This is a genomic window from Jeotgalibacillus proteolyticus, assembly GCF_002926065.1.
GTDB lineage: Bacteria > Bacillota > Bacilli > Bacillales > Jeotgalibacillaceae > Jeotgalibacillus > Jeotgalibacillus proteolyticus.
The window spans coordinates 1-22,368 of record NZ_PREZ01000004.1 but is presented as its reverse complement, the minus strand read 5'-3'; the positions used below and the strand labels follow the sequence as shown (position 1 = coordinate 22,368).

At 41.9% G+C, this 22,368-nt stretch carries 17 protein-coding genes, 1 tRNA gene and 1 rRNA gene; 12 read left to right on the top strand and 7 right to left on the bottom strand.

The window, feature by feature from the left end; translation table 11 throughout:
* Window positions 1-62 precede the first annotated feature (62 nt).
* A complete protein-coding gene (locus C4B60_RS10295; protein WP_104057933.1) occupies window positions 63-1,409 on the bottom strand; it encodes a sodium-dependent transporter in 1,347 nt (448 codons plus the stop codon).
* Window positions 1,410-1,590: 181 nt separating this feature from the next.
* Between C4B60_RS10295 and C4B60_RS10290 the strand changes: the two genes are divergently transcribed.
* The 3 genes from C4B60_RS10290 to yugI all read left to right on the top strand — a co-directional run bounded on the left by C4B60_RS10290 (window position 1,591) and on the right by yugI (window position 6,323).
* A complete protein-coding gene (locus C4B60_RS10290) occupies window positions 1,591-3,783 on the top strand; it encodes a hypothetical protein (protein WP_104057932.1) in 2,193 nt (730 codons plus the stop codon).
* A 24-nt stretch (window positions 3,784-3,807) separates the two neighbouring features.
* Window positions 3,808-5,850 carry a hypothetical protein gene (locus tag C4B60_RS10285; protein WP_104057931.1) on the top strand — a complete coding sequence of 681 codons (2,043 nt, stop codon included), beginning with the start codon at window positions 3,808-3,810 and terminating at the stop codon, window positions 5,848-5,850.
* A gap of 86 nt (window positions 5,851-5,936) precedes the next feature.
* On the top strand, window positions 5,937-6,323 hold the full coding sequence (yugI, locus tag C4B60_RS10280; protein ID WP_104057930.1) for a S1 domain-containing post-transcriptional regulator GSP13: 387 nt from the start codon (window positions 5,937-5,939) through the stop codon (window positions 6,321-6,323).
* A gap of 55 nt (window positions 6,324-6,378) precedes the next feature.
* Here yugI and C4B60_RS10275 read toward each other — a convergent pair whose 3' ends face one another.
* Together C4B60_RS10275 and C4B60_RS10270 are read right to left on the bottom strand one after the other, a co-directional pair.
* Window positions 6,379-6,684 carry a hypothetical protein gene (locus tag C4B60_RS10275; RefSeq protein WP_104057929.1) on the bottom strand — a complete coding sequence of 102 codons (306 nt, stop codon included), beginning with the start codon at window positions 6,682-6,684 and terminating at the stop codon, window positions 6,379-6,381.
* A 295-nt stretch (window positions 6,685-6,979) separates the two neighbouring features.
* Complete coding sequence (locus tag C4B60_RS10270; protein ID WP_104057928.1) at window positions 6,980-8,347, bottom strand: AAA-type ATPase lid domain-containing protein; 1,368 nt, start codon at window positions 8,345-8,347, stop codon at window positions 6,980-6,982.
* 146 nt (window positions 8,348-8,493) lie between these two features.
* Here C4B60_RS10270 and pruA point away from each other — a divergent pair, with 146 nt between their 5' ends.
* The 3 genes from pruA to C4B60_RS10255 all read left to right on the top strand — a co-directional run bounded on the left by pruA (window position 8,494) and on the right by C4B60_RS10255 (window position 12,720).
* On the top strand, window positions 8,494-10,041 hold the full coding sequence (gene pruA / locus C4B60_RS10265; RefSeq protein WP_104057927.1) for an L-glutamate gamma-semialdehyde dehydrogenase: 1,548 nt from the start codon (window positions 8,494-8,496) through the stop codon (window positions 10,039-10,041).
* 154 nt (window positions 10,042-10,195) lie between these two features.
* On the top strand, window positions 10,196-11,386 hold the full coding sequence (locus C4B60_RS10260; protein WP_104057926.1) for an ornithine--oxo-acid transaminase: 1,191 nt from the start codon (window positions 10,196-10,198) through the stop codon (window positions 11,384-11,386).
* An 89-nt stretch (window positions 11,387-11,475) separates the two neighbouring features.
* Complete coding sequence (locus tag C4B60_RS10255; protein ID WP_104057925.1) at window positions 11,476-12,720, top strand: Glu/Leu/Phe/Val family dehydrogenase; 1,245 nt, start codon at window positions 11,476-11,478, stop codon at window positions 12,718-12,720.
* Between the two features lie 54 nt (window positions 12,721-12,774).
* Here the strand turns inward: C4B60_RS10255 and C4B60_RS10250 are convergent, their stop codons facing one another.
* Window positions 12,775-13,020, bottom strand: a complete 246-nt coding sequence (locus C4B60_RS10250) for a DUF378 domain-containing protein (protein WP_104057924.1) — start codon at window positions 13,018-13,020, stop codon at window positions 12,775-12,777.
* A 166-nt stretch (window positions 13,021-13,186) separates the two neighbouring features.
* Between C4B60_RS10250 and C4B60_RS10245 the strand changes: the two genes are divergently transcribed.
* The 3 genes from C4B60_RS10245 (at window position 13,187) to C4B60_RS10235 (ending at window position 16,359) form a co-directional block, all read left to right on the top strand.
* Complete coding sequence (locus C4B60_RS10245; protein WP_104057923.1) at window positions 13,187-14,350, top strand: iron-containing alcohol dehydrogenase; 1,164 nt, start codon at window positions 13,187-13,189, stop codon at window positions 14,348-14,350.
* Between the two features lie 145 nt (window positions 14,351-14,495).
* Entirely contained in the window at window positions 14,496-15,845 is a 1,350-nt protein-coding gene (locus C4B60_RS10240) for a glucose-6-phosphate isomerase (protein ID WP_104057922.1), read from the top strand.
* A 100-nt stretch (window positions 15,846-15,945) separates the two neighbouring features.
* Window positions 15,946-16,359: a YugN family protein gene (locus C4B60_RS10235; RefSeq protein ID WP_342365036.1), complete on the top strand. Its 414-nt coding sequence runs from the start codon at window positions 15,946-15,948 to the stop codon at window positions 16,357-16,359.
* Here the strand turns inward: C4B60_RS10235 and C4B60_RS10230 are convergent.
* Window positions 16,347-17,096 (bottom strand): ion channel, encoded by a 750-nt coding sequence (locus tag C4B60_RS10230; RefSeq protein WP_104057921.1) that lies wholly within the window; start codon window positions 17,094-17,096, stop codon window positions 16,347-16,349. The genes C4B60_RS10235 and C4B60_RS10230 overlap by 13 nt on opposite strands.
* A gap of 204 nt (window positions 17,097-17,300) precedes the next feature.
* Between C4B60_RS10230 and C4B60_RS10225 the strand changes: the two genes are divergently transcribed.
* A tRNA-Ala gene (locus C4B60_RS10225) sits at window positions 17,301-17,372 on the top strand.
* Between the two features lie 58 nt (window positions 17,373-17,430).
* Here the strand turns inward: C4B60_RS10225 and C4B60_RS10220 are convergent.
* Window positions 17,431-18,567, bottom strand: a complete 1,137-nt coding sequence (locus C4B60_RS10220; RefSeq protein ID WP_104057920.1) for a CapA family protein — start codon at window positions 18,565-18,567, stop codon at window positions 17,431-17,433.
* 267 nt (window positions 18,568-18,834) lie between these two features.
* Window positions 18,835-19,527: an MgtC/SapB family protein gene (locus C4B60_RS10215; RefSeq protein ID WP_104057919.1), complete on the bottom strand. Its 693-nt coding sequence runs from the start codon at window positions 19,525-19,527 to the stop codon at window positions 18,835-18,837.
* Window positions 19,528-19,606: 79 nt separating this feature from the next.
* On the opposite strand from C4B60_RS10215, the gene C4B60_RS10210 reads away from it, so the two are divergent.
* Both C4B60_RS10210 and C4B60_RS10205 read left to right on the top strand, forming a co-directional pair.
* Window positions 19,607-20,530, top strand: a complete 924-nt coding sequence (locus C4B60_RS10210) for a DMT family transporter (protein WP_104057918.1) — start codon at window positions 19,607-19,609, stop codon at window positions 20,528-20,530.
* Window positions 20,531-20,796: 266 nt separating this feature from the next.
* A 16S ribosomal RNA gene (locus C4B60_RS10205) occupies window positions 20,797-22,347 on the top strand.
* The last annotated feature ends 21 nt before the right edge of the window (window positions 22,348-22,368 follow it).

Sequence of the window (22,368 nt, the reverse complement as noted above, 5' to 3'; positions counted from 1 at the left end):
CTGCATTTCCGATGGACGCTTCTCCGCACGTTTCTAAAATAAATGATTTTTATCCGAAGTTTTTAAAATTTTATTATTTCAAATGATTGCAAAAAGATAAGGAGTATGGCCAGCGGGGCGAGTATTTTTATTGCATAATACCAAACTGGCATCCACTTTGCCTTAACGCCTGCACCTTTTTGCAGTTCTTCATAGACGTCTTCTTTTTTAAGCTGAAACCCAATAAACAGGCAGATCAGTAATGCTCCAAGCGGGAGACCAAAGCTTGCCGTTATATAATCGGCAAAATCAAAGATCAGGTAATTCATAATGGTAATGTCCGTAAGAACACCAAAGGATAGAGCGCTTGGTATACCAACTACGAAAATCAATGCGCCTGCCAGCCACGTATACTTCGTTCGTTTTCGGTCCTGTCCACGGGAAAACGAAGCTACGACAATTTCAAGTATTGAAAAAGCTGAAGTTAAGGTTGCAAATAATAGCAGCACAAGGAAGACAAACATAAAGATTCCGCCAAAGGCAAGCTCATTAAAGACAGCCGGCAGTACTACAAAGACTAGACCAGGGCCTTCTCCCGGTTCAAAACCAAGGGCAAAAACAGCCGGGAAAATCACAAGGCTTGCAAGAATTGAAATGATTATATTTAACGTTGCAACTGAGATAGTCGACCTTCCCAGATTGTCCCGGTCAGTCAAATACGAAGCATAGGTGATCATCACAGAAACACCAACGCTTAATGCAAAAAATGACTGGCCAAGAGCTAACAGCATCGTTTTTGCGGTGAAATAGCTCCAATCCGGAATAAATAAATAAGCTATTCCTTCTGATGCTCCTTCTAAAGTCAGAGAACGAATGGCAAGAACAACAAAAAGGATTAAAAGTGCAGGCATCATAAATGTGCTCGCCTTTTCAATTCCATTTTGAATTCCTCCGGACACAATAATGATTGTAATAAGCATAAAGATCATTTGAGCGCCTAAAACTTCAATCGGATTAGCGATTATCGATTCAAACAAACTACCATACTGAGCCTGGGTTAAATTGCTTAAACCCCCTGTAGCACTCCTTGCAAGATACGATAATATCCAGCCTCCCACAACGCTGTAAAAAGACAGGATAATAATAGCTACGACCGTGCCAAGGATTCCAATAATGGGCCAGGGAGTTGAAGGCGCAAGTTTTTTAAAGGTTGAAATCGCGTCTTTTTTTCCTCTTCTGCCGATCACAAATTCAGCTAGAAGAATAGGGCCTGCAATTAAAACGGTAAAAAGTATAAAGAAAATAAGGAAAATACTGCCCCCATTGGAGCCCGCCATATATGGAAATTTCCATATGGCACCAAGACCGATTGCAGAACCGGCTGCTGCCAGAACAAATCCAAGCTTTGAAGACCATTGTTGATTACTCATGCAGATATTTACTTCCTTTCATTCACTTGATGATTTGTACATGCTACTATAAATTTGTCGAATTATGAAGGTTAAATTTAATATTTGTCGGAAAATTAATTGTTTTTCTTCTTTTTTTAGAACAATTATGGAAGATTTGGCGATATAATGGCAAATAAAGAGGGGAAAGGAGGGGCTCCTTGTGAGCGAAAGACCTTTACAGCACCGGAACGAAAACAGTAATCCGCTTTTTGAGCTATTTCTTAAAGAATATTCTGCAGCTGCTGAACAATTTTTTCACCAGCTTGGCGCTCATCCCCACGATATCCCCCTTTTAGTGTGTGCAGTTTTTCATGAATTAACGCCTGCATCTGCAGAAACCGCTTCTGAGCGTTCAACAACTGAGCTCTTTCAAACAGCGTATAGTGAGTTTAAAAAAGGATATATACATAAAGAAGAAAGTGAACCTTTTAAAAAGCTGCTGGTTTATCAGGAGGATCAGGAGCTTCATTCAATGATTCAGGAGCTTTCTTTGCCTCAAAGGTCTGCAGTGAGCTTAACGCATTTTCATTCGCTGCCGCATAAAGACGCTGCTGAAGTAATGGCAATCGATCAAAAAGATCTTGAGATTCTTTTAAATGAAGCAGAGAGTGTCTTACGCAAAAGGCTTGCTTGGGATAATGAATACGAATTAACGTATGGCCAGCTTGAGAAGTCCCTCCAGTTTTTAGCGAATTCCTATGCAGCTTTACAGCCATTAACTAAAGCAGAAGACCAGCCAATTTTAACAAAAGCTGAAGAACAGTCAGTAGAGCCTCTAGCAGGAGTGCCGGCAAAGAGCTCGAGATGGTCCTGGGTGCTCGGCGGAGCGGCAGCTATTATTTGTATTGGGTTAATTTTTTCACTTCCTGCAAATCCACAAAAAGCTACAGATGAATTAGAGGCAACTGACGCTGAAGGTGAGGAACAGGAGCCCGTAAAAATCCCTCAGGAAAAGTTAGACGAACTGGAGAATGAGTACCACGAAAAATATACAGCACTTGGCGATAAACTGGGATTAACGGGAGAAGAGCTTCAGCATGTCAGCTTTGCTGTTCAGCCGGGTTTCTATATTGTTTACCTGAAGGAAATGAATAATGGTGAAATGGATGGCGTGCAGGCAACCGAAATAAGAGACTTTTTAAATAATTTTGATATGTACACAGAGCATATGTTTTCAGAGATGACACCACCGCTTAGCAGCACATCAGAAAATTTGAGATTCAATTCGTCCTTCTCCAATGAAGAAGAGGCACTAGCGCAATCTGACAGTATTGCTGACTATCTTCTTTATCGGACACGAGGGCTGGCAGATCTTTATAGTAAAAAATTAAACAAGCTGCAAAAAGATTATATAGAAAAAAATAAGTTTTATTTTAAACAGGACGAAATGCCCGAAAATATCCGAATCATGCGGGAAAAAATTAAAGAAAATGGATTTGACATTTCCTTTGACCATAAAAAATCCTCTTTTACAGTTAAACTCGGTGGAGAAGCCGCTAAAGAAGCCTTAAAAGAACTGCATCCAATCTACCAGGACTATCTATTTGATCCGCCGCCTTATCCCTTTGTTAATAATGGGCGACTGAATATGAGCTATGACGAAGCGCTCAAAGAACTTTTAAAGGCGGAGGATATTTTAAAGCAAGCGCCTGAAAACACGACCATGTATTTCCCTGTGTTATCCCAGCTTGCAACAGAGCATCACCAGTTGATGAAGCATTTTATATTTGGCAGTCAGATTCAGCCTATATTCCAGGATGGGGCAGTAAAAGAGGAGGTTATGGCTGCCTGGGAAAAGATGATTATGCCTGAACATCTAAATGAGTATGAGACAGCCGGAATTGTGAAGGGTTTTTATGACCAGCTGGCGCAGTATGATTTTAAAGAGCAGGAGAACTGGTTTCAATCCGACAACCTTCCTCTTATTTCAAGCATCGAGGTAGATAGAGGCTATTCAGACTATGGCAACTGGAATCCGCTTGAAAGAGTAGAATTAGAAAAATTCGAACAATATCAGTTGTCTCTAAACGATGAGTTGATTGAGGGTTATTCAGCAGATGAAGTAGTGGAATTTTATTTGCAAGCCTTACTCATTGGTGATTCACAAACAGTCTATTCTCTTTTAGCAGATTCCGAAGACCTTCCGTCACCTGAGGAATTTAATGAACTGTCAGGACCACATTTTAAAGAAAAGCAAAAGATCGAAAATCTTAGAGACTATTATCAAATATATGAAAGGGGTCAGACAAATGTTTTTGTACTGAATTTTTATGATGGCGTGACCCGCTTTCTTCATGCTGTTGACCAGAAGGGTGTCTTTAAGATTGTCTACGATGAATACGATTATTTGTAATGGAACCCGGGGAGTGGTTTTTTAATGAATGATTATTATAGAGAAGAACTTAGAAAATTTCTTTTTTCAATTGGGGTGAAAGCAGATTTAATTCATGCAGTACTAGCCGAAGCGGGCAAAGAAGAAAAGCGATTTGAAAGACAGGAGCTTTTTCAAAATGTGATCAACTCGGCAGAGAATCTTCCTTCGACTGTAAAAAATGCAGAAGACCTTTCATATGCAGAGGACAGGGAGTTATTTGCTGAAATGCTGTCTCTTCCTTTTGAGAATAGAACAGCTATTGTTTTGTTTCACTTTTTTAATTTTAAGGAAAAAGAGGTCCGGCAGCTTCTAAGTTGGACAGTGGAAGAAAGTCCGGTTGAAGCTTCTGAACACCTGCTGGCAAAAAACCTTGAAAAGCAGCTTGGATTTGTCATTGGACGAGCTGAACTGCGTCGTTTGGTGAAGTTTATAAATCAGGAGGTTGAGAAAGTTAAATGGAAGATCCCTGATGATCCACTTCCTTCCCCTGTACCCGAAAAGAAGGAAAAATCTCATACCGGAAAAAATAAACGAAACCTTCTCATTTTTGCGGCTGTGTTCTGTGTACTGTTTGTTCCTATACTGCTGTTAAACTTCCCTGGGGATAGAGACGAGGAGGCAGAAGGCTCAGTCACCCTGGAATCTGAGCTTCAAGAACTGGATGAAAAAATCCTTCAGAATGTAGAAAGACTGTCCGAGGAAACAGGACTAACCCGTGAGGAATTAGAGAGAACCCAATTCGCAGGCTACTATTTAGGCATTCATTCCTCTATCCATCAAGAAGCTAACCGGGCTGAGACTGAGGAAGAAATTGCGGCTGTGTTTTCCCAGATCAATTTACTCTCAGTTTTGCGGGAAAATGAAATTCAAACGCCGATGGAACAGCTTATCTCAAGTAGAGATCAGTTAGAAGCTGAAACGGAGGCTGAAATCAGAATGAATGCAGACCAAGCGCTCGAAGCATTTCTTTCATACTCAGATGGAATGAAAGAAATTTATGAGGAAAAGCTAAAAGAACTTGAACCGGAGCTTAGCCAATTAAAGGGAAAAGAAATTGCTGAATTCAGTTTTTCAGATGAAGCTTCGCAATTAATCAGTAAAATTGAAGCAAATGGATTCCAAGTAATGGTCAATCCATCTAATCAGACCTTTCAGCTTTCTCCGGGCGGCACAACGTTTGAAGAAATGACAGAGGGGATCATGACATTCTCATATCTCAATTTACTAAAGGAAATGAATAATTTTCCTTATATCCAAAATAGTGAAACAGCTTATTCATACGCTGAGATCACGGATAAGCTACTCGATACAGATGGGATTTTAAGAGGGCTGCACTATGGAACACGGCTTTCCGATGACCTTTTATCACAAAATTATGAACTGCTAAGGTTTCTTGTAAATGGAACAGCCGACCATCCTATACATCAGGAAGGCAAGCTTCGTGATGAGGTTAGAGAGGCATGGGAAACCCTGACGAGCGATGAATTTGAGGTAGACTGGTCCAATTCTGCGTCTTATGTAGCTATGCTTTATAGAGAATATGAGAAAAATAATTTCGAAGTGTCTGAAGAGATTTATGAATTAAAAGCAAGGCTGACAGCCCCGCCGGCAGCCTTCGGTATGAGGGCAGAACTCACAGTCTTTCCATTGGAGTCTCATTTGCGCTCCAGATATAATATGTATTCTGCATTTCAGGATGACAGAGATCTCAGCGTGCTCACTCCAATTGAGATAGCTGCTTTATACATTAATGCTCTAATCGAAAATAATCATGAGCTCAGCTACATGCTTATGGCGAAAACAGAAAACCACCCGTCAGAAACCGAGTGGGGGGGAAAAGATCTTCTTCAAGTCATCGATATGGGCTATGAAAATATAATTTCAATGAACGTAATCCAAGCAAATGGAAAAGGAGAAGGCCGTACGTGGATAGTCCGTATGACTCACAGTGACGGAATAAAAAAGAACTTCATAATAAAGAATGAAAATCATGTCTGGAAGGTTATTTTCGAAGAACGCCATGTTTCAGGTGAATGGGGCTTTTAAACAACCTTTGATTTATACGTAGACTTATGATATAATCAATAATTGCGTGTAAACGATAAAAATTATATATAACAGGAGATGTTCCCATGTCTACAAATTTCGAAGCAGGACAAGAGCTTAAAGGTAAAGTAACCGGCATTCAGCCATACGGTGCATTCGTTGCACTTGATGAAAACACACAAGGTTTAGTTCACATTTCAGAAATTACTCACGGCTTTGTAAGTGATGTAAGTGAGCACCTTTCTGTAGGTCAGGAAGTTAATGTGAAAATTCTTTCTGTTGATGAGAAAGCTGGAAAGTTCAGCCTTTCAATCCGTGCTACTGAAGAAGCACCGGAAGTAAAGCCGCAGCCGCGCAAAGAGCGCCGTTCAGCTCCTTCAAAATCAGTATCCCACACTGAAGACACAACTGGCTTTAACAGCCTAAAAGATAAGCTTCAGGACTGGATTGATCAGTCTGACATGAAGCGATAAGTCAAAATAAAAGTCCTGAATCAGCTTATAAACTGAATCAGGACTTTTTTTAGCCTCAGCTTTCAACAAGCACAGGCTCTAGGTTCTTTATGGAGACATTAATATATTTTCTGTTTTTGAAGATAAAAGAAACTAATTCCTCATTTTCGAGCTCAGTTTCCCCATCCTCACAATAATCCTCGCCCATGCTATGGACAGTCCAGCGGTTGTCTGATTCGTAATGCATCAGTGTCCATTGCCCATTTCTTTCATGATCTTCAAAAATAAAATAATACTTTTTGCCATCATGATCAAAGGTAAAGCAGGCGTCATAATTACTAATAAAATTCTCAGCATCCTTTTTGGATCTTATTAATTTCATATTATCACCCTTCTTTTTTTATATTAATAGTTAGATTACTAATTTAGCAAATGACGATCTATTAGTGCATTTTCATAGAGGCGAAGAAGAATCCGGCAGACAAAAACGTTATAAGAGCTTATGCTGTAGATTTTTCTATACAGGTTCCTCCTAAAAGTGTTTTTTTAAATTGTATCAAATTTTTAAATAAATCCAATCATTTTCTTTCAAAAAGAGGAATTTTGTGGATAATTAAGTGAAGAAAGTTTATTTTCTGCTGTAATTAAAAATCCGGCTGCCTTCTCAGGCTGCCGGATTATTTTTTTCGAATGACATTATTTTTTTTCAGACGGTATTGAAGGTTTTGTCTGCTCATCCCGAGAGCATCAGCTGTTTTTGTCACATTGTAATCGTGGTATTGCAGGGATTTTTGAATGTAATAGGATTCAGCTTCTCTCAGGAAGGCATCAAGAGTCTGCAGCGCTTTTCCCTCCCGGATCATAAATGCGGAGCTGTCCAGTGCAGGTTTGCTTGCCATAGGGTCATCGAATTTTAATCTGAAGTAATGGGGAAGATGTGTAAAGGACAGCAGTGTTTCCTGGCCCATCGCAAACATGGAGGCCTCCATTACATGCTCAAGCTCTCTGACATTTCCCGGCCAATCGTATGAGGAGAATAATTTAATAATCTCTTCTGTTACCCCCTGAATATTCGTTTGAAATCGAGAATTAAAATCGTCAATAAAATAAGTCACTAGCTCGGGAATATCCTTTTTCCGATTTCGCAGACTGGGCACGAAGATGGTAATTTCACTCATTGTGTAATATAGGTCCTTATCCAGCTTACCGGACTGAATGGCATCTACCGGATCCTCACTTAAGGTTAGAATCGGGTAATAGAGAGGGGAATTAGTGATACGGAGTGTTGCTTTCCAATCCGCAAGCAAATCTGTAAGCTGTTTTTGAAGGGAAAGATCCAGGCTTTCAATATGGTCAATAAATAGTGTGGATAATTCCCTCCGGCCCTTTTTGTCATTATATTCGTTCAGCAATTCATTAAATCTGTCATCAGTAAGTGCCCGGCAGTCAATTGAATAGAATGTATGAACACCAAGCCCTCTTTCTACATGAATACACTGGGCGAGCCGTTCCTTGCCGCTTCCTGCTTCTCCGGTCAGCAAGATCATGCTCTTTGTATTGCTAGCCTGTTTCCCGGCAAAAATCATATCCTCTATCAGAGGAGACGAACCGGTCCAATGGTCAAAGGATGATAATTCAGCCGTGCCAGAAGCGGAGTTGATTCTGAGCTGTTCCCTTGAGGAAACATCCTGGGCAATTTCGATCGCCCCGACTACTTCTCCCTTGCTCCAGATCGGGTAAGTATTATTCAGGGTTGTGATTTCCTGTCCATGGACATTAAAATAGGTCTGTTTTATGTTTAAAATTGGTTCTTTGAGGGTCAATGCCTGTAATAGTGTACTGTTTTCATCCGGAAAAAATTTAAAGACCTCAAGAAGACGTTTGTCGAGAATATCTATGTCCTCCATCGATTCCATAACACGCATTTTTTGATTATATAAAACCGTTCTTCCGTGGGTATCTACCACATGAATTCCTTGCTGAATATAATCAAGCGCCTGAGAAACAAAGTGAATATCGAGAAAATTTCCTTTGGGCATAGCCATAAATAACAGCTCCTTAAAAAACTGAAAAAACAAAATACTTGAAAAATGCAATCATCTTTTGCATTATTATATATGTAAGAGTTTTGAAAGCGCAAATATTTTTTGCGCCTGGCAAATAATAAATTATATAATTATATAGGAGGTTTATTATGATTCCGTACAAGCACGAGCCATTTACTGATTTTTCTGCAGAAGAGAATAAAAAAGCATTCCAGGAAGGCCTAAAGACCGTAGAAGGCTACCTTGGTGAAGAATATCCGCTTATTATCGGCGGAGAGCGTATTGTGACTGAGGATAAAATTGTTTCTTATAATCCCGGCAATAAAGAAGAAGTTGTAGGCCGTGTGTCAAAGGCTGATCAGAAGCTTGCTGAAAAAGCGATGCAGGTAGCTGATGAGACCTTTAAAACGTGGAAAAAGGTAAAGCCTGAAATTCGCGCTGATATTTTATTCCGCGCTGCAGCAATCGTCCGCAGACGAAAGCATGAATTTTCAGCTCTGCTTGTGAAGGAAGCTGGTAAGCCTTGGAATGAAGCCGATGCAGATACTGCAGAAGCGATTGACTTTATGGAGTATTACGGCCGTGAGATGCTTGCAATGAAAGACGGCAAGAAAGTGGAGAGCCGCCCGGGCGAATACAATCGCTATGATTACATTCCTTTAGGTGTGGGTGTGGTCATTTCTCCGTGGAACTTCGCATTTGCCATTATGGCAGGAACAGCGGTAGCTGCTTTAGTAACAGGCAATACTGTATTATTAAAGCCTGCTTCAACGACTCCGGTAGTCGCTGCTAAATTTGTTGAAGTAATGGAGGAAGCTGGTCTTCCAAAAGGCGTGCTGAACTACATTCCCGGCAGCGGTAAAGAAGTGGGCGATTATCTTGTTGATCATCCGCGTACACGCTTTATCTCCTTCACCGGTTCACGCGAGGTTGGTACCCGCATGTATGAGCGTGCAGCAAAGGTGCATCCTGGCCAGGTATGGCTGAAGCGTGTTATTGTGGAGATGGGCGGTAAGGATACGATTGTTGTGGACAAGGAAGCAGATCTGGAACTTGCAGCTCAGTCGATTGTCAAATCAGCTTTTGGCTTCAGTGGTCAAAAATGTTCGGCCTGCTCAAGAGCTGTTGTGCTTGAGGAAGTATATGACCAGGTTCTCGATCGTGTAATCGAATTGACAAAAGAACTTTCCCTTGGTGAAACAAAATCACCGGAAACATTTATGGGCCCTGTCATTGATCAGAGTGCTTTTGACAAAATTATGAGTTATATTGAAATTGGTAAAGAAGAAGGGCGTTTAGTAGCAGGCGGCGAAGGCGACAGCTCAAAAGGCTACTTTATTAAACCGACTGTTATCGCTGACGTAGATCCTAAAGCCCGCATTATGCAGGAAGAAATCTTTGGACCGGTAGTTGCGATCTCTAAAGCAAAAGACTTTGATGAAGCCCTGGATATCGCAAATAACACAGAATACGGGTTAACAGGTGCTGTTATCACAAACAACCGTATGAACCAGGAAAAAGCGCGTGAGGACTTCCATGTTGGAAATCTTTACTTTAACCGGGGCTGTACAGGTGCAATTGTCGGCTATCAGCCATTCGGCGGTTTTGATATGTCAGGGACAGATTCCAAAGCTGGCGGCCCGGACTATCTGACGCTGCACATGCAGGCTAAAACAACATCTGAAATGCTATAAAAACCGGTAAACAAAAAGCCGATCAAAAAAGTAATGAATAGAGCAGGGCTAAAGCTGGCTGCTGTTCGAAGGTTAACTTATGCTTAGTGCCTTTTCTGTTCAGTCTATTCTTTTTTGATCGGCTTCTTTTATAAACTTTTTTGGAGGGATTCTTATGACTAACTCAACATCAATTATTGAACAGACAGAAAAGTACGGTGCAAACAACTATCATCCGCTTCCAATTGTAATTTCTCATGCAGAAGGTGTATGGGTAGAGGACCCTGAAGGAAATAAATATATGGATATGCTCAGTGCCTATTCGGCTGTTAATCAGGGGCACCGTCATCCTAAGATTATTCAGGCTTTAAAAGATCAGGCTGACCGGGTTACACTTACTTCCCGTGCTTTTCATAATGATCAGCTGGCTCCGTGGTATGAAATGATTTGCGAAATGTCAGGAAAAGACATGGCCTTGCCAATGAACACAGGAGCTGAAGCGGTTGAAACGGCAGTGAAAACAGCACGCCGCTGGGCATATGATGTAAAAGGAGTAGCTCAAAATCAAGCAGAGATTATCGCCTGTAACGGCAACTTTCACGGCAGGACAATGACAGCTGTATCCCTATCATCGGAACAGGAATACCAGCGCGGTTTTGGACCGATGCTTCCTGGCATTAATTTAATTCCTTATGGTGACCTTGATGCGTTAAAAGAAGCCATTACACCTAATACTGCTGCATTTTTAATTGAACCGATTCAGGGAGAAGCAGGGATTGTATTTCCTCCTAAAGGCTTTCTGAAGGCTGCGCGTGAATTATGTAAGGAAAACAACGTATTATTTATTGCGGATGAAATCCAGGCAGGTCTTTGCCGATCAGGAAAAATGTTTGCGTGTGAATGGGAAGACGTAGATCCTGATATGTACATACTGGGCAAGGCATTAGGCGGAGGAGTATTTCCGATCTCCTGTGTCGTTGCCAATAAAGAAGTTCTTGGAGTATTTAATCCGGGGAGCCACGGATCAACATTCGGCGGGAATCCAATGGCCTGCGCTGTATCAATCGCATCGCTGGAAGTTTTAAAAGAAGAAAACCTGGCTGAGCGGTCTCTTGAGCTTGGCGGGTACTTCATGGATGAGCTAAGAAAAATTGATAATCCTAAAATTAAGGAAGTAAGAGGAAGCGGATTATTTATAGGGGTTGAGCTCACTGAGCCTGCTCGAAGATATTGTGAGGACCTTAAACAGGAGGGGCTGCTCTGTAAAGAAACGCATGATACAGTCATTCGTTTTGCTCCTCCATTAGTCATTACTAAAGATGAGCTTGACTGGGCGATCGAACGCATCGTAAAAGTCCTGTCTTAATTAGAGATAAAGCTATCGTTAAATTGTGTCATCTATGTTACAATTATGCCGATTCATACTATTGAAATAAAAGAGGGCGAACATCAATCATGGCAGAAAATTTAAATCTTTTTACATCCACACAAGAGGTCATTCGCGAAGCATTGACAAAAATGGGCTACGATGAGTCTGTTTACGAACTGATGAAGGAGCCGCTGCGCTTGCTTACAGTTCGTATGCCTGTCCGGATGGACGATGGCACGACTCGTGTTTTCACTGGATACCGTGCTCAGCATAATGATTCTGTTGGACCTACAAAAGGAGGAGTTCGCTTCCATCCTGATGTAGACGAAGAAGAAGTAAAAGCATTATCCATGTGGATGACATTAAAGTGCGGCATTGTGGATTTACCTTATGGTGGAGGAAAAGGTGGAATTATTTGTGATCCTCGTACCATGTCAATGGGAGAGCTTGAACGGTTAAGCAGAGCTTATGTTAGGGCGATCAGTCAAATTGTAGGACCTACAAAGGATATCCCGGCACCTGATGTGTATACAAACTCGCAAATTATGGCTTGGATGATGGATGAGTACAGCCGAATTGACGAATTTAATTCTCCTGGCTTTATTACTGGAAAGCCAATCGTACTTGGCGGTTCGCAGGGACGGGAAAAAGCCACTGCTCAAGGTGTAACAATTTGTATTGAGCAAGCAGCAAAAAAACGGGGAATTTCTATTCAGGGCGCACGTGTAGTCGTTCAGGGATTCGGCAATGCCGGAAGCTTCTTAGCAAAATTCATGCATGATGCAGGGGCTAAGGTTATTGCTATTTCCGATGCACATGGTGCTATTCACGATCCGAATGGCCTGGATATCGATTATTTATTAGATCGCCGTGACAGCTTTGGAACGGTTACGACGCTTTTTGAAAATACACTGACAAACAGTGAACTGCTTGAAATTGAATGCGATATACTTGTTCCTGCTGCTGTTTCCAATCAAATTACCGCACAGAATGTTGACCGCATTAACGCTTCCATCATTGTAGAAGCAGCCAATGGTCCGACTACCCTTGAAGCGACTAAGCGGCTGAACGAAAGGGATATTCTCCTTGTTCCTGATGTTCTGGCAAGTGCAGGCGGGGTAACGGTTTCCTACTTTGAGTGGGTACAGAATAACCAGGGCTACTACTGGACAGAAGAAGAAGTAAATGAAAAGCTTGAGAAGAAAATTGTCTCTGCCTTCAATCAGGTGTATGACCTGGCCCATAGCAGAAAAGTTAATATGAGACTGGCCGCCTATATGGTTGGCGCCAGAAAATCTGCTGAAGCCTCCAAGTTTAGAGGCTGGGTATAAAAGGAAATGTTTGAGGATACAAAGAAAGGACTGGCGACTGCCAGTCCTTTTTTTTTAGCTTATAGGCGCAGGATCGATATCTCTTTCCTTAGTGCGACTAACTTCTTCGGATGGCTTAAACAGCAAACCAAGATTAATTAAACCGGCGATTCCAACTAATCCATAAATTAGACGTGATAATGCCGCATCTTGGCCGCCAAAAATAGCAGCTACTAAATCAAATTGGAAGAAGCCGATGAGTCCCCAATTTAGTGCACCAATAATTGTGAAAACTAAAGCAGTACGCTGAATTCCGCTCACAATCTTCCCCTCCTTCTTTATAAGATAAAATCAGTATTAGTATGTTGTTCGAACAGAAATTTATACGGAGAATTTCCCTCTAGGAATAGCTTGAAATGAGCATTTTTTTTGCAAACAAATACCTCTTCAACCATAATGAAAAAGAATCATAAGGAGGCTGAAATGAATGGAAAAGTTTACTTTTTATAATCCAACGAAATTAATTTTCGGCAAGGATCAGCTTGAACAATTACAGCATGAAATTCCTCAATACGGTAAAAACGTACTTGTTGTTTACGGTGGAGGAAGCATAAAAAAGAATGGTTTATACGATAAGGTAATGGCAGCTTTAAAAGAAATTGGCATATCCATTTCAGAGCTCTCAGGCGTAGAGCCCAATCCGCGTTTAACAACGGCTGAAAAAGGAATTCAAATTTGTAAAGAAGAAAATATCGATTTTATTTTAGCTGTTGGCGGTGGAAGTGTGATTGACTGCACTAAGCTTATAGCAGCAGGAGCAAAATATGACGGAGAAGCATGGGATCTTGTAACAAAAAAAGCACCAGCTAACGAGGCATTGCCTTTTGGAACGGTTTTGACACTCGCTGCAACCGGCTCTGAGATGAATGCAGGCTCTGTAATAACAAATCTTGACACACAGGAGAAATACGGATGGGGAAGCGCAGTAACATTCCCTAAGTTCTCCATTTTGGATCCTCAAAATACCTTCACGGTTCCAAAGGATCAAACCATTTACGGCATCGTTGATATGATGTCCCATTTATTTGAACAGTATTACCACAATACATCGAACACTCCTGTGCAGGACCGGCTAATTGAAAGTGTCCTTAAAACTGTTATTGAAACGGCTCCAAAACTCGTCGAGGACCTTGAAAATTATGAGCTGCGTGAAACAATTCTCTACAGCGGCACTCTTGCTTTAAACGGAATGCTCCAAATGGGCTACCGTGGAGATTGGGCATCCCATAATATTGAGCATGCTGTTTCAGCAGTGTATGACATCCCGCATGCAGGGGGTCTGGCCATTTTGTTCCCGAATTGGATGAAGCACAACCTTGAGGTGAACGAAGGAAGATTCAAGCAAATGGCCGTTCGTGTATTTGAGGTGGATCCTGAAGGTAAAACAGATAAAGAGATCGGGCTTGAAGGAATCGAACGTCTTCGTGATTTCTGGACAAGCATCGGGGCGCCATCAACCCTGGCTGACTATGACATCTCTGATGAGAAAATTGAAATTATGGCTGATAAAGCAATGATTAATGGTCAATTTGGCAACTTTAAACCGCTTCAACGAGAAGATGTAACTTCAATTTTGACAGCTTCTCTATAAATAGTTGGCTGTCGGGCAAAGAGTGTCCGGCAGTTTTTATACATCTTTACAATTGTATCCGTTTTCAGCACAGAGACTTTCTTGATTATAGCCGGCACATTCGTTAAAGTGAAAGAGGGAAATACATTTAACGGAGGAAAACGACATGACACATATTCGTTTTGACTATTCAAATGCTCTGGACTTTTTTGGAGAACATGAACTGAACTATCTGCAGGACACAGTGAAACAGGCTCATCATTCGCTCCATGAAGGAACCGGAGCAGGAAGTGACTACCTGGGATGGATTGATCTACCTGTGAATTATGATCGTGAAGAGTTTTCACGCATTCAGCAGTCAGCTGAAAAAATTAAAAAAGATTCTGACGTACTTTTAGTTGTAGGAATTGGCGGCTCTTACCTTGGTGCGCGTGCTGCAATTGAAATGCTGAATCACAGCTTCTATAATGCGCTCACAAAAGAGCAGCGAAATACCCCGCAGGTTATTTTTATTGGTAACAATATCAGCTCCACGTATATGCGGGATGTTATGGACCTGCTTGTAGGAAAAGATTTTTCAATCAATGTTATTTCAAAATCCGGCACAACAACTGAACCAGCTATTGCATTCCGTATCTTCCGCAAGCTTCTTGAAGAAAAATATGGAGCAGAAGAAGCGAAAGGCCGCATTTATGCAACCACTGATAAATCAAAAGGTGCTTTAAAAACACTTGCAGACGAAGAAGGCTTTGAAACATTTGTTGTACCTGATGATGTTGGAGGCCGCTATTCTGTTTTAACAGCAGTAGGTTTACTGCCGATCGCTGTAAGCGGTGTTGATATTGAAGCGATGATGAAAGGTGCTGCTGATGCGCGTGATGCCTATAGCTCTTCTGAATTAAAACAAAATGAAGCTTACCAGTACGCTGCAATCAGAAATGTCCTTTACAATAAAGGAAAAACAATCGAAATGCTGATTAATTATGAGCCTGGACTTCAATATTTTAATGAATGGTGGAAGCAGCTGTTTGGAGAAAGTGAAGGGAAAGACTTAAAAGGGATTTTCCCTGCATCTGCTAACTTCTCAACTGATCTTCACTCATTGGGCCAGTATGTGCAGGAAGGACGCCGTGATTTATTTGAAACGGTTGTCAGAGTTGGAAAAGCGCGTCATGAACTAACGATCGAGGAAGCATCAAGTGATTTGGATGGCTTGAACTATTTAGCTGGCGAAACGGTTGATTTTGTTAATAATAAAGCATTCCAGGGAACACTCCTTGCCCATAACGATGGCGGTGTACCGAACCTGGTTGTGGAAATTCCTGAAATGGATGCTTATACATTCGGCTATCTTGTGTATTTCTTTGAAAAAGCCTGTGCGATGAGCGGCTATCTCTTAGGGGTTAATCCGTTTGATCAGCCTGGAGTAGAGGCATACAAAGTAAATATGTTTGCTTTATTAGGCAAGCCGGGATTTGAAGAAAAGAAAGCTGAGCTTGAAAAGCGTTTAAAATAATCAATTACTTTCAGTGAGTAAAAGCAGCTGCTTTTACTCACTTTTTTATTTGCATACCTGTCCTAATATCGGAAAAGCTAAAGAAAAAGGATGGTGAAGCATGATGATTCAAATCGATTCATCTTTAAATGGATACCAAACAACACTGTATAAATTGGAAACAGCCTTAAAGCCAATCGGATTTTCTATTGGCGGGGGGTGGGAATATGATCATGGCTATTTTGATTACCCCTTATCAAAGGAAGGCTGCTATTATTATATCCGTTTGCCGTTTACTGCAACTGAAGGCGAGCTTGACCGTGAAGGAGTGGAGGTAAAGCTTGGTACGCCGTTCTTACTTGGCCATCAATATGAGGATGGAGTCGATAAAGATGGGGAAATAGGAAATATTTCAGCTTCCTTTAACCAGTTTCAATCTCCAAAGGATTCAGATACAGAAGAAATTCCCGAAGAATATGAAAAGCTGGGGATTACGATTATTAAACGTGCAGAACTGGCTGTTCAGGTTAATTGATCCAATGATTCGGTTATAGCACGCCCTACCGTTGCGTTTGATTCAATAATTGTTGAAGCTCCAGCCTTTTTAGCAGAATCCACCTGCTCATGTGTCAGGAGCTCAACAATGCAGGGAATAGTAGGGTGCAGCCGACGGATCATCAGCAGCGTTAAAATCGATTGGGCGTCTGCTGTTTCCTCATCAACATGCTGGTTTGCTGTAATAATGACTGCCTTTGCTGTGGGGACAGAAGCTTTCTTCAATGTATCAAAGTAATATGATTTCCCCTTTATAAATTGGCAAATGGAATATTCCATCATTGGATGCTGAGTCAATGATTCATCAATTAAAACAATGTGCTCTTCTTTATGGTGTTCAAGCAACCAGGAAGTCCTTGAATTCCAGCCAATTATAATCAGATGATTTCGTCCGTGATAAACAGATCTGCCTTCGAGAATTGCCTGCTGTTTTGTAAAAGCAGAACTTGCAATGGTAAAGAAATAACTCGAAATTAAACCGGCACCAAGTAGAATGATCACTACCGTAAGCCATCGTCCGCCAGTGCTTGATGGAGCATAGTCACCAAAGCCAACGGTTGAAATGGTAATCAGCACCCACCAGGCACCGTCGCCGATAGTCGGAAATGTGTTCGGTTCTATAAAATGGATGAGTAGTCCAAATAACCCTACAAACAAACTTATAACAAGAATTAAATACAGCCATCTTGGTATACGCCAAAGCTTTGCCCAGCTCATTTCATCACCTCAGCATTAGTGTTAACCATTTTACGGAAAAAATTCCATTCCGTTAGCCTGAGTGTTGTATCTTTCAAATTTTTATATAGAGGATAAGAGTTAAGTTCTGCAAAAAATCCCTTGTTATCTCTTTAGAAAAATTATATAATAATATTTGTCTTACAAAACTTAAGTGTTATTCTTCTCTTAGGTTATTTACATAACGGGGCTATAGTTCAGCGGGAGAATGCTTCGCTGGCAGCGAAGAGGTCAGGGGTTCGAATCCCCTTAGCTCCATTTTAAAAATCCTTTAACCAATGCGGTTAAAGGATTTTTTATGTTTCGGGTCAATCAATTAGCGAAGCCACTGCGATACATGCTCCACTGTTTCTTCATAGGTTTCTCCTGCAATAGAAGGGGGTGCCGCGTCTTTCATTGGGACAACGATATACTCCGAATTAGATCCCCGAATTACCTGAGTCGGCTCAATAACTGGATTGCTCAATGAAATTCTGACTTTGTCTGCACTTAGTGTTTTTGTAACCTCTACGGAAGCTACTCCTCCTACATCTGTATAATTAAAATTCTGTCCTGAATAAAAGTTTCCGAGAGAATAAAAGACTATAGTATCCTCAGCATCAGGCTGTTTTAATTGATCGATTGGCTGTAAAACGTGAGGGTGATGGCCAAAAATGATATCTACCTGTTCATCAGCAAGCTTTTGGGCCCAGGAGGTCTGATAATCATTTGGCAATCGTTCGTACTCGTTTCCCCAATGCATATGAACCACGACAACATCAGCCATTTCCCGAATCGTACGAACTTCTTCTATCACACGCTCCTCTTCGATTAACGCTACCGAATCCTCAAAGCCAAAAGGGATAGGGATTCCATTTGTGCTGAAGGTATAGGAGAGTACACCGATATCTATTCCTTCAATCTCGATAATACGATGATCATTCCGATCATCTGCATTCTTGAAAGCTCCTGCATATGGAAGTTCAAGTTCATCATAAAGATCAAGGGCATTTATAAGAGGAGGGATGCCCCGGTCAATTGTATGATTGTTCGCAGCGATGATCATATCCACGCCTGCATCTTTTAATGTATGAATAATTTCCTGTGGACTGTTAAAGGCAGGATAAGAGGATAAACCAAATTCTATGCCGCCGGGTATTGATTCCTGATTGGCCATTAAAAAATCAGGAGCGGATAGTAAGGGTTTAACTTGTTCAAAGAAAATGTCAAAATCATAAGTTCCGGGAGCTGTTTTCGCCAGCTCATATACTCTGTCATGCAGCAGTACATCGCCAATCGCTCCAATCGAAATGGTCGATTCCTGTGTAATCCAGGAAGCTGTGTTATCTTTTGTGGAAGTAGTAAGCACGCGAGTTTCATGATTAACAGCAGCAGGCTTTTCTTCCAGATCCGAACAGCTGGTAAGAATCAGCAGGGTTAGAAGCCATAAGGCAATAAATAAATTAAACCTCATTTCGCATCCCCTTTACAGTTTTATAGGTTTATTATATCACGCAACTTCAAAAATCCTCCTAATTAACGGAATTAAACTCCCTTTTTAGGAAGGTGGAGGCAATTATTAGGGTATGCTGCGGCATCTGATTTTCAAGGGCTGATAATCCATTAAAAATACCAGGCACCATTACACAGTTCTGCGTGTGGGGCCTGGTATTAAGGAAAATAAAGTTCTTTTCTCATTAATAGATTCAGCGTTATAATCTTTATAATGCGTAAAAATTAGTTAACGGCTTTCGATTTCTACTCCTGTTACACCGGGTAGTTTAGAAATAAAAAGATAAATGTCTGTTTCGAGTCTTCTAAGATGAACAGATGTGTGCAGCTCTATCATATGTTCTTTACTTTTCATGTCCCTTAAGCGCATTTTATCAACCTTAATTCCATCCTGTTCCAGCTTCTTAACGACAGTACCTACATAATTGGCATCCTGTACAGTAATCTTTAAATACATATCTTTTTCCCTCAGCCTCATGGGACCGATCCACATTAAAAGCACTGGCAGGATCTCAACACTTATGATCAGTAGGATAACGCCGAGAATTGCTTCTACAAAAAAGCCTGCCCCAACAGCAATTCCGATACCGGCTGCACCCCAAATGATTGCTGCAGTTGTCAAACCGGATATTGTATCATTCCCACGATGCAGAATAACGCCTGCTCCTAAAAATCCAATTCCGGATACGATTTGTGCAGCTAGTCTTAAGGGGTCCATTGTGATATTCACTGAATCATCACCGGGGAAGGAATAAGCAGATTCAATGGATACAATCGTTAACAGACAGCTTACGATCGATATCACTAGACTTGTTTTTAATCCAACAGGCTTTCGTTTTAATTCGCGTTCAATGCCGATGACGAGTCCGAGTAAAGCTGTCAGTCCTAATTTAATGAAAACAATCTCATCAATCAAAAACATATCTGCTTCTCCTTTCCATCTAAGTATATGAAGATTAAATTAAAGTTTTAATTTATGTCCGGCCAAAGGAGTCCTTCTCATGCAATCTCCAAAACGAACTGCTTATCTGGCAATATTAATAGGGATCTTAACCGTTTCATTCTCTGCTATTCTTGTGAAACTTTCAGACGCAGAACCCGGTGCTCTCGCATTTTACCGGATGTTTTTCAGTGCGTTGCTTATGGCGCCGGTTTTTTTTCTTTCCTATAGGAAAGAAGTTGCGAAGCTAACAAAACGGGATTGGCTATTTTCAGGTGTTGCAGGAATTTTTTTAGCTTTTCATTTTATTTTATGGTTTGAGTCTCTTCAATATACATCTGTAGCAAGCTCTACTGTATTAGTAACGATGCAGCCGATCTTTGCTTTTGCAGGAGCTTATTTCTTTTTTAAGGAACGCTTTGCTCCTCTTACAATTATTTCTGCAGTAATTGCGATTGCAGGAAGCGTAATTATTAGCTGGGGAGATTTCAGAATTAGCGGTTCCGCACTTTACGGTGATATTCTTGCTTTGATTGCATGTGCATTAGTCACGGCTTACTTGTTATTTGGTCAGGATGTCAGAAAGCGTCTCTCCATTGTAACTTACACCTTTATTCTTTATAGCATCAGTGCGGTAATATTATTTTTATATACCCTTTTTAAAGGAGAATCATTCGGACCTTACCCTCAGGAAGAATGGGTTTATTTTTTGCTTTTGGCGATCCTGCCGACTTTGCTTGGACATTCATTATTTAACTGGTCATTAAAGTGGGTCTCTACAACTGTTATTTCCATGGCTATTCTTTTTGAACCGATTGGAGCTACCATCATGGCTTTTTTCATCTTAAGTGAAGGGGTAAGGCTGACGCAGGTGTTAGGCGGAAGTATTGTAATTTTAGGACTCTCACTTTTTATTCTTGATGGCAATAAAGCCTGGGGAGCTTCTATTCGGGGGCTTCTAGTAAAATACTCGAAAAGAAAATAGGATTCTTCCAAAAAAATAATGAAATGTTATTGCGTTATATTTTTATCCGTGGTATATTATTAATCGTCCTTAAGGGAGCTGAGCAACTTCAGTAATTGAAAACACAGCAAAAAAAGTGTTGACATAACGCCCTGCAGGATGTATGATAATAAAGTCGCCTCAACAACGAAGCGGCAATAAAAACACCTTGAACCTTGAAAACTAAACAACCAAAAACGTCAACGTTAATTCTTGATTTAAATGAAACAAATGAGCTTTTCAAACACTTTACGGAGAGTTTGATCCTGGCTCAGGACGAACGCTGGCGGCGTGCCTAATACATGCAAGTCGAGCGGATCGTTTGGAGCTTGCTCCAAACGATTAGCGGCGGACGGGTGAGTAACACGTGGGCAATCTGCCCGTAAGACTGGGATAACTCCGGGAAACCGGGGCTAATACCGGATAATTCCGGCTCTCTCCTGAGAGCCGGCTGAAAGATGGTTTCGGCTATCACTTACGGATGAGCCCGCGGCGCATTAGCTAGTTGGTGAGGTAACGGCTCACCAAGGCGACGATGCGTAGCCGACCTGAGAGGGTGATCGGCCACACTGGGACTGAGACACGGCCCAGACTCCTACGGGAGGCAGCAGTAGGGAATCTTCCGCAATGGACGAAAGTCTGACGGAGCAACGCCGCGTGAGTGAAGAAGGTTTTCGGATCGTAAAACTCTGTTGTTAGGGAAGAACACGTACGAGAGTAACTGCTCGTACCTTGACGGTACCTAACCAGAAAGCCACGGCTAACTACGTGCCAGCAGCCGCGGTAATACGTAGGTGGCAAGCGTTGTCCGGAATTATTGGGCGTAAAGCGCGCGCAGGTGGTTCCTTAAGTCTGATGTGAAAGCCCCCGGCTCAACCGGGGAGGGTCATTGGAAACTGGGGAACTTGAGTGCAGGAGAGGAAAGTGGAATTCCACGTGTAGCGGTGAAATGCGTAGATATGTGGAGGAACACCAGTGGCGAAGGCGACTTTCTGGCCTGTAACTGACACTGAGGCGCGAAAGCGTGGGGAGCAAACAGGATTAGATACCCTGGTAGTCCACGCCGTAAACGATGAGTGCTAAGTGTTGGGGGGTTTCCGCCCCTCAGTGCTGCAGCTAACGCATTAAGCACTCCGCCTGGGGAGTACGGCCGCAAGGCTGAAACTCAAAGGAATTGACGGGGGCCCGCACAAGCGGTGGAGCATGTGGTTTAATTCGAAGCAACGCGAAGAACCTTACCAGGTCTTGACATCCCACTGCCCGGTCTAGAGATAGACTTTTCCCTTCGGGGACAGTGGTGACAGGTGGTGCATGGTTGTCGTCAGCTCGTGTCGTGAGATGTTGGGTTAAGTCCCGCAACGAGCGCAACCCTTGATCTTAGTTGCCAGCATTCAGTTGGGCACTCTAAGGTGACTGCCGGTGACAAACCGGAGGAAGGTGGGGATGACGTCAAATCATCATGCCCCTTATGACCTGGGCTACACACGTGCTACAATGGACGATACAAAGGGCAGCGAGACCGCGAGGTGGAGCTAATCCCATAAAATCGTTCTCAGTTCGGATTGTAGGCTGCAACTCGCCTACATGAAGCTGGAATCGCTAGTAATCGCGGATCAGCATGCCGCGGTGAATACGTTCCCGGGCCTTGTACACACCGCCCGTCACACCACGAGAGTTTGTAACACCCGAAGTCGGTGAGGTAACCTTTATGGAGCCAGCCGCCTAAGGTGGGACAGATGATTGGGGTGAAGTCGTAACAAGGTAGCCGTATCGGAAGGTGCGGCTGGATCACCTCCTTTCTAAGGAAATGGCCGATGGCT

Bases quoted from the DNA above. Each gene is read 5' to 3' on its own strand.
- C4B60_RS10255 (WP_104057925.1), top strand. From the start codon at position 11,476: ATGGCAGAAAATTTAAATCTTTTTACATCCACACAAGAGGTCATTCGC.
- C4B60_RS10270 (WP_104057928.1), bottom strand. From the start codon at position 8,347: ATGGCTATGCCCAAAGGAAATTTTCTCGATATTCACTTTGTTTCTCAG.
- C4B60_RS10235 (WP_342365036.1), top strand. From the start codon at position 15,946: ATGATGATTCAAATCGATTCATCTTTAAATGGATACCAAACAACACTG.
- C4B60_RS10230 (WP_104057921.1), bottom strand. From the start codon at position 17,096: ATGAGCTGGGCAAAGCTTTGGCGTATACCAAGATGGCTGTATTTAATT.
- C4B60_RS10260 (WP_104057926.1), top strand. From the start codon at position 10,196: ATGACTAACTCAACATCAATTATTGAACAGACAGAAAAGTACGGTGCA.
- C4B60_RS10220 (WP_104057920.1), bottom strand. From the start codon at position 18,567: ATGAGGTTTAATTTATTTATTGCCTTATGGCTTCTAACCCTGCTGATT.
- C4B60_RS10285 (WP_104057931.1), top strand. From the start codon at position 3,808: ATGAATGATTATTATAGAGAAGAACTTAGAAAATTTCTTTTTTCAATT.
- C4B60_RS10240 (WP_104057922.1), top strand. From the start codon at position 14,496: ATGACACATATTCGTTTTGACTATTCAAATGCTCTGGACTTTTTTGGA.
- C4B60_RS10275 (WP_104057929.1), bottom strand. From the start codon at position 6,684: ATGAAATTAATAAGATCCAAAAAGGATGCTGAGAATTTTATTAGTAAT.
- C4B60_RS10245 (WP_104057923.1), top strand. From the start codon at position 13,187: ATGGAAAAGTTTACTTTTTATAATCCAACGAAATTAATTTTCGGCAAG.
- yugI (WP_104057930.1), top strand. From the start codon at position 5,937: ATGTCTACAAATTTCGAAGCAGGACAAGAGCTTAAAGGTAAAGTAACC.
- C4B60_RS10295 (WP_104057933.1), bottom strand. From the start codon at position 1,409: ATGAGTAATCAACAATGGTCTTCAAAGCTTGGATTTGTTCTGGCAGCA.
- C4B60_RS10210 (WP_104057918.1), top strand. From the start codon at position 19,607: ATGCAATCTCCAAAACGAACTGCTTATCTGGCAATATTAATAGGGATC.
- C4B60_RS10215 (WP_104057919.1), bottom strand. From the start codon at position 19,527: ATGTTTTTGATTGATGAGATTGTTTTCATTAAATTAGGACTGACAGCT.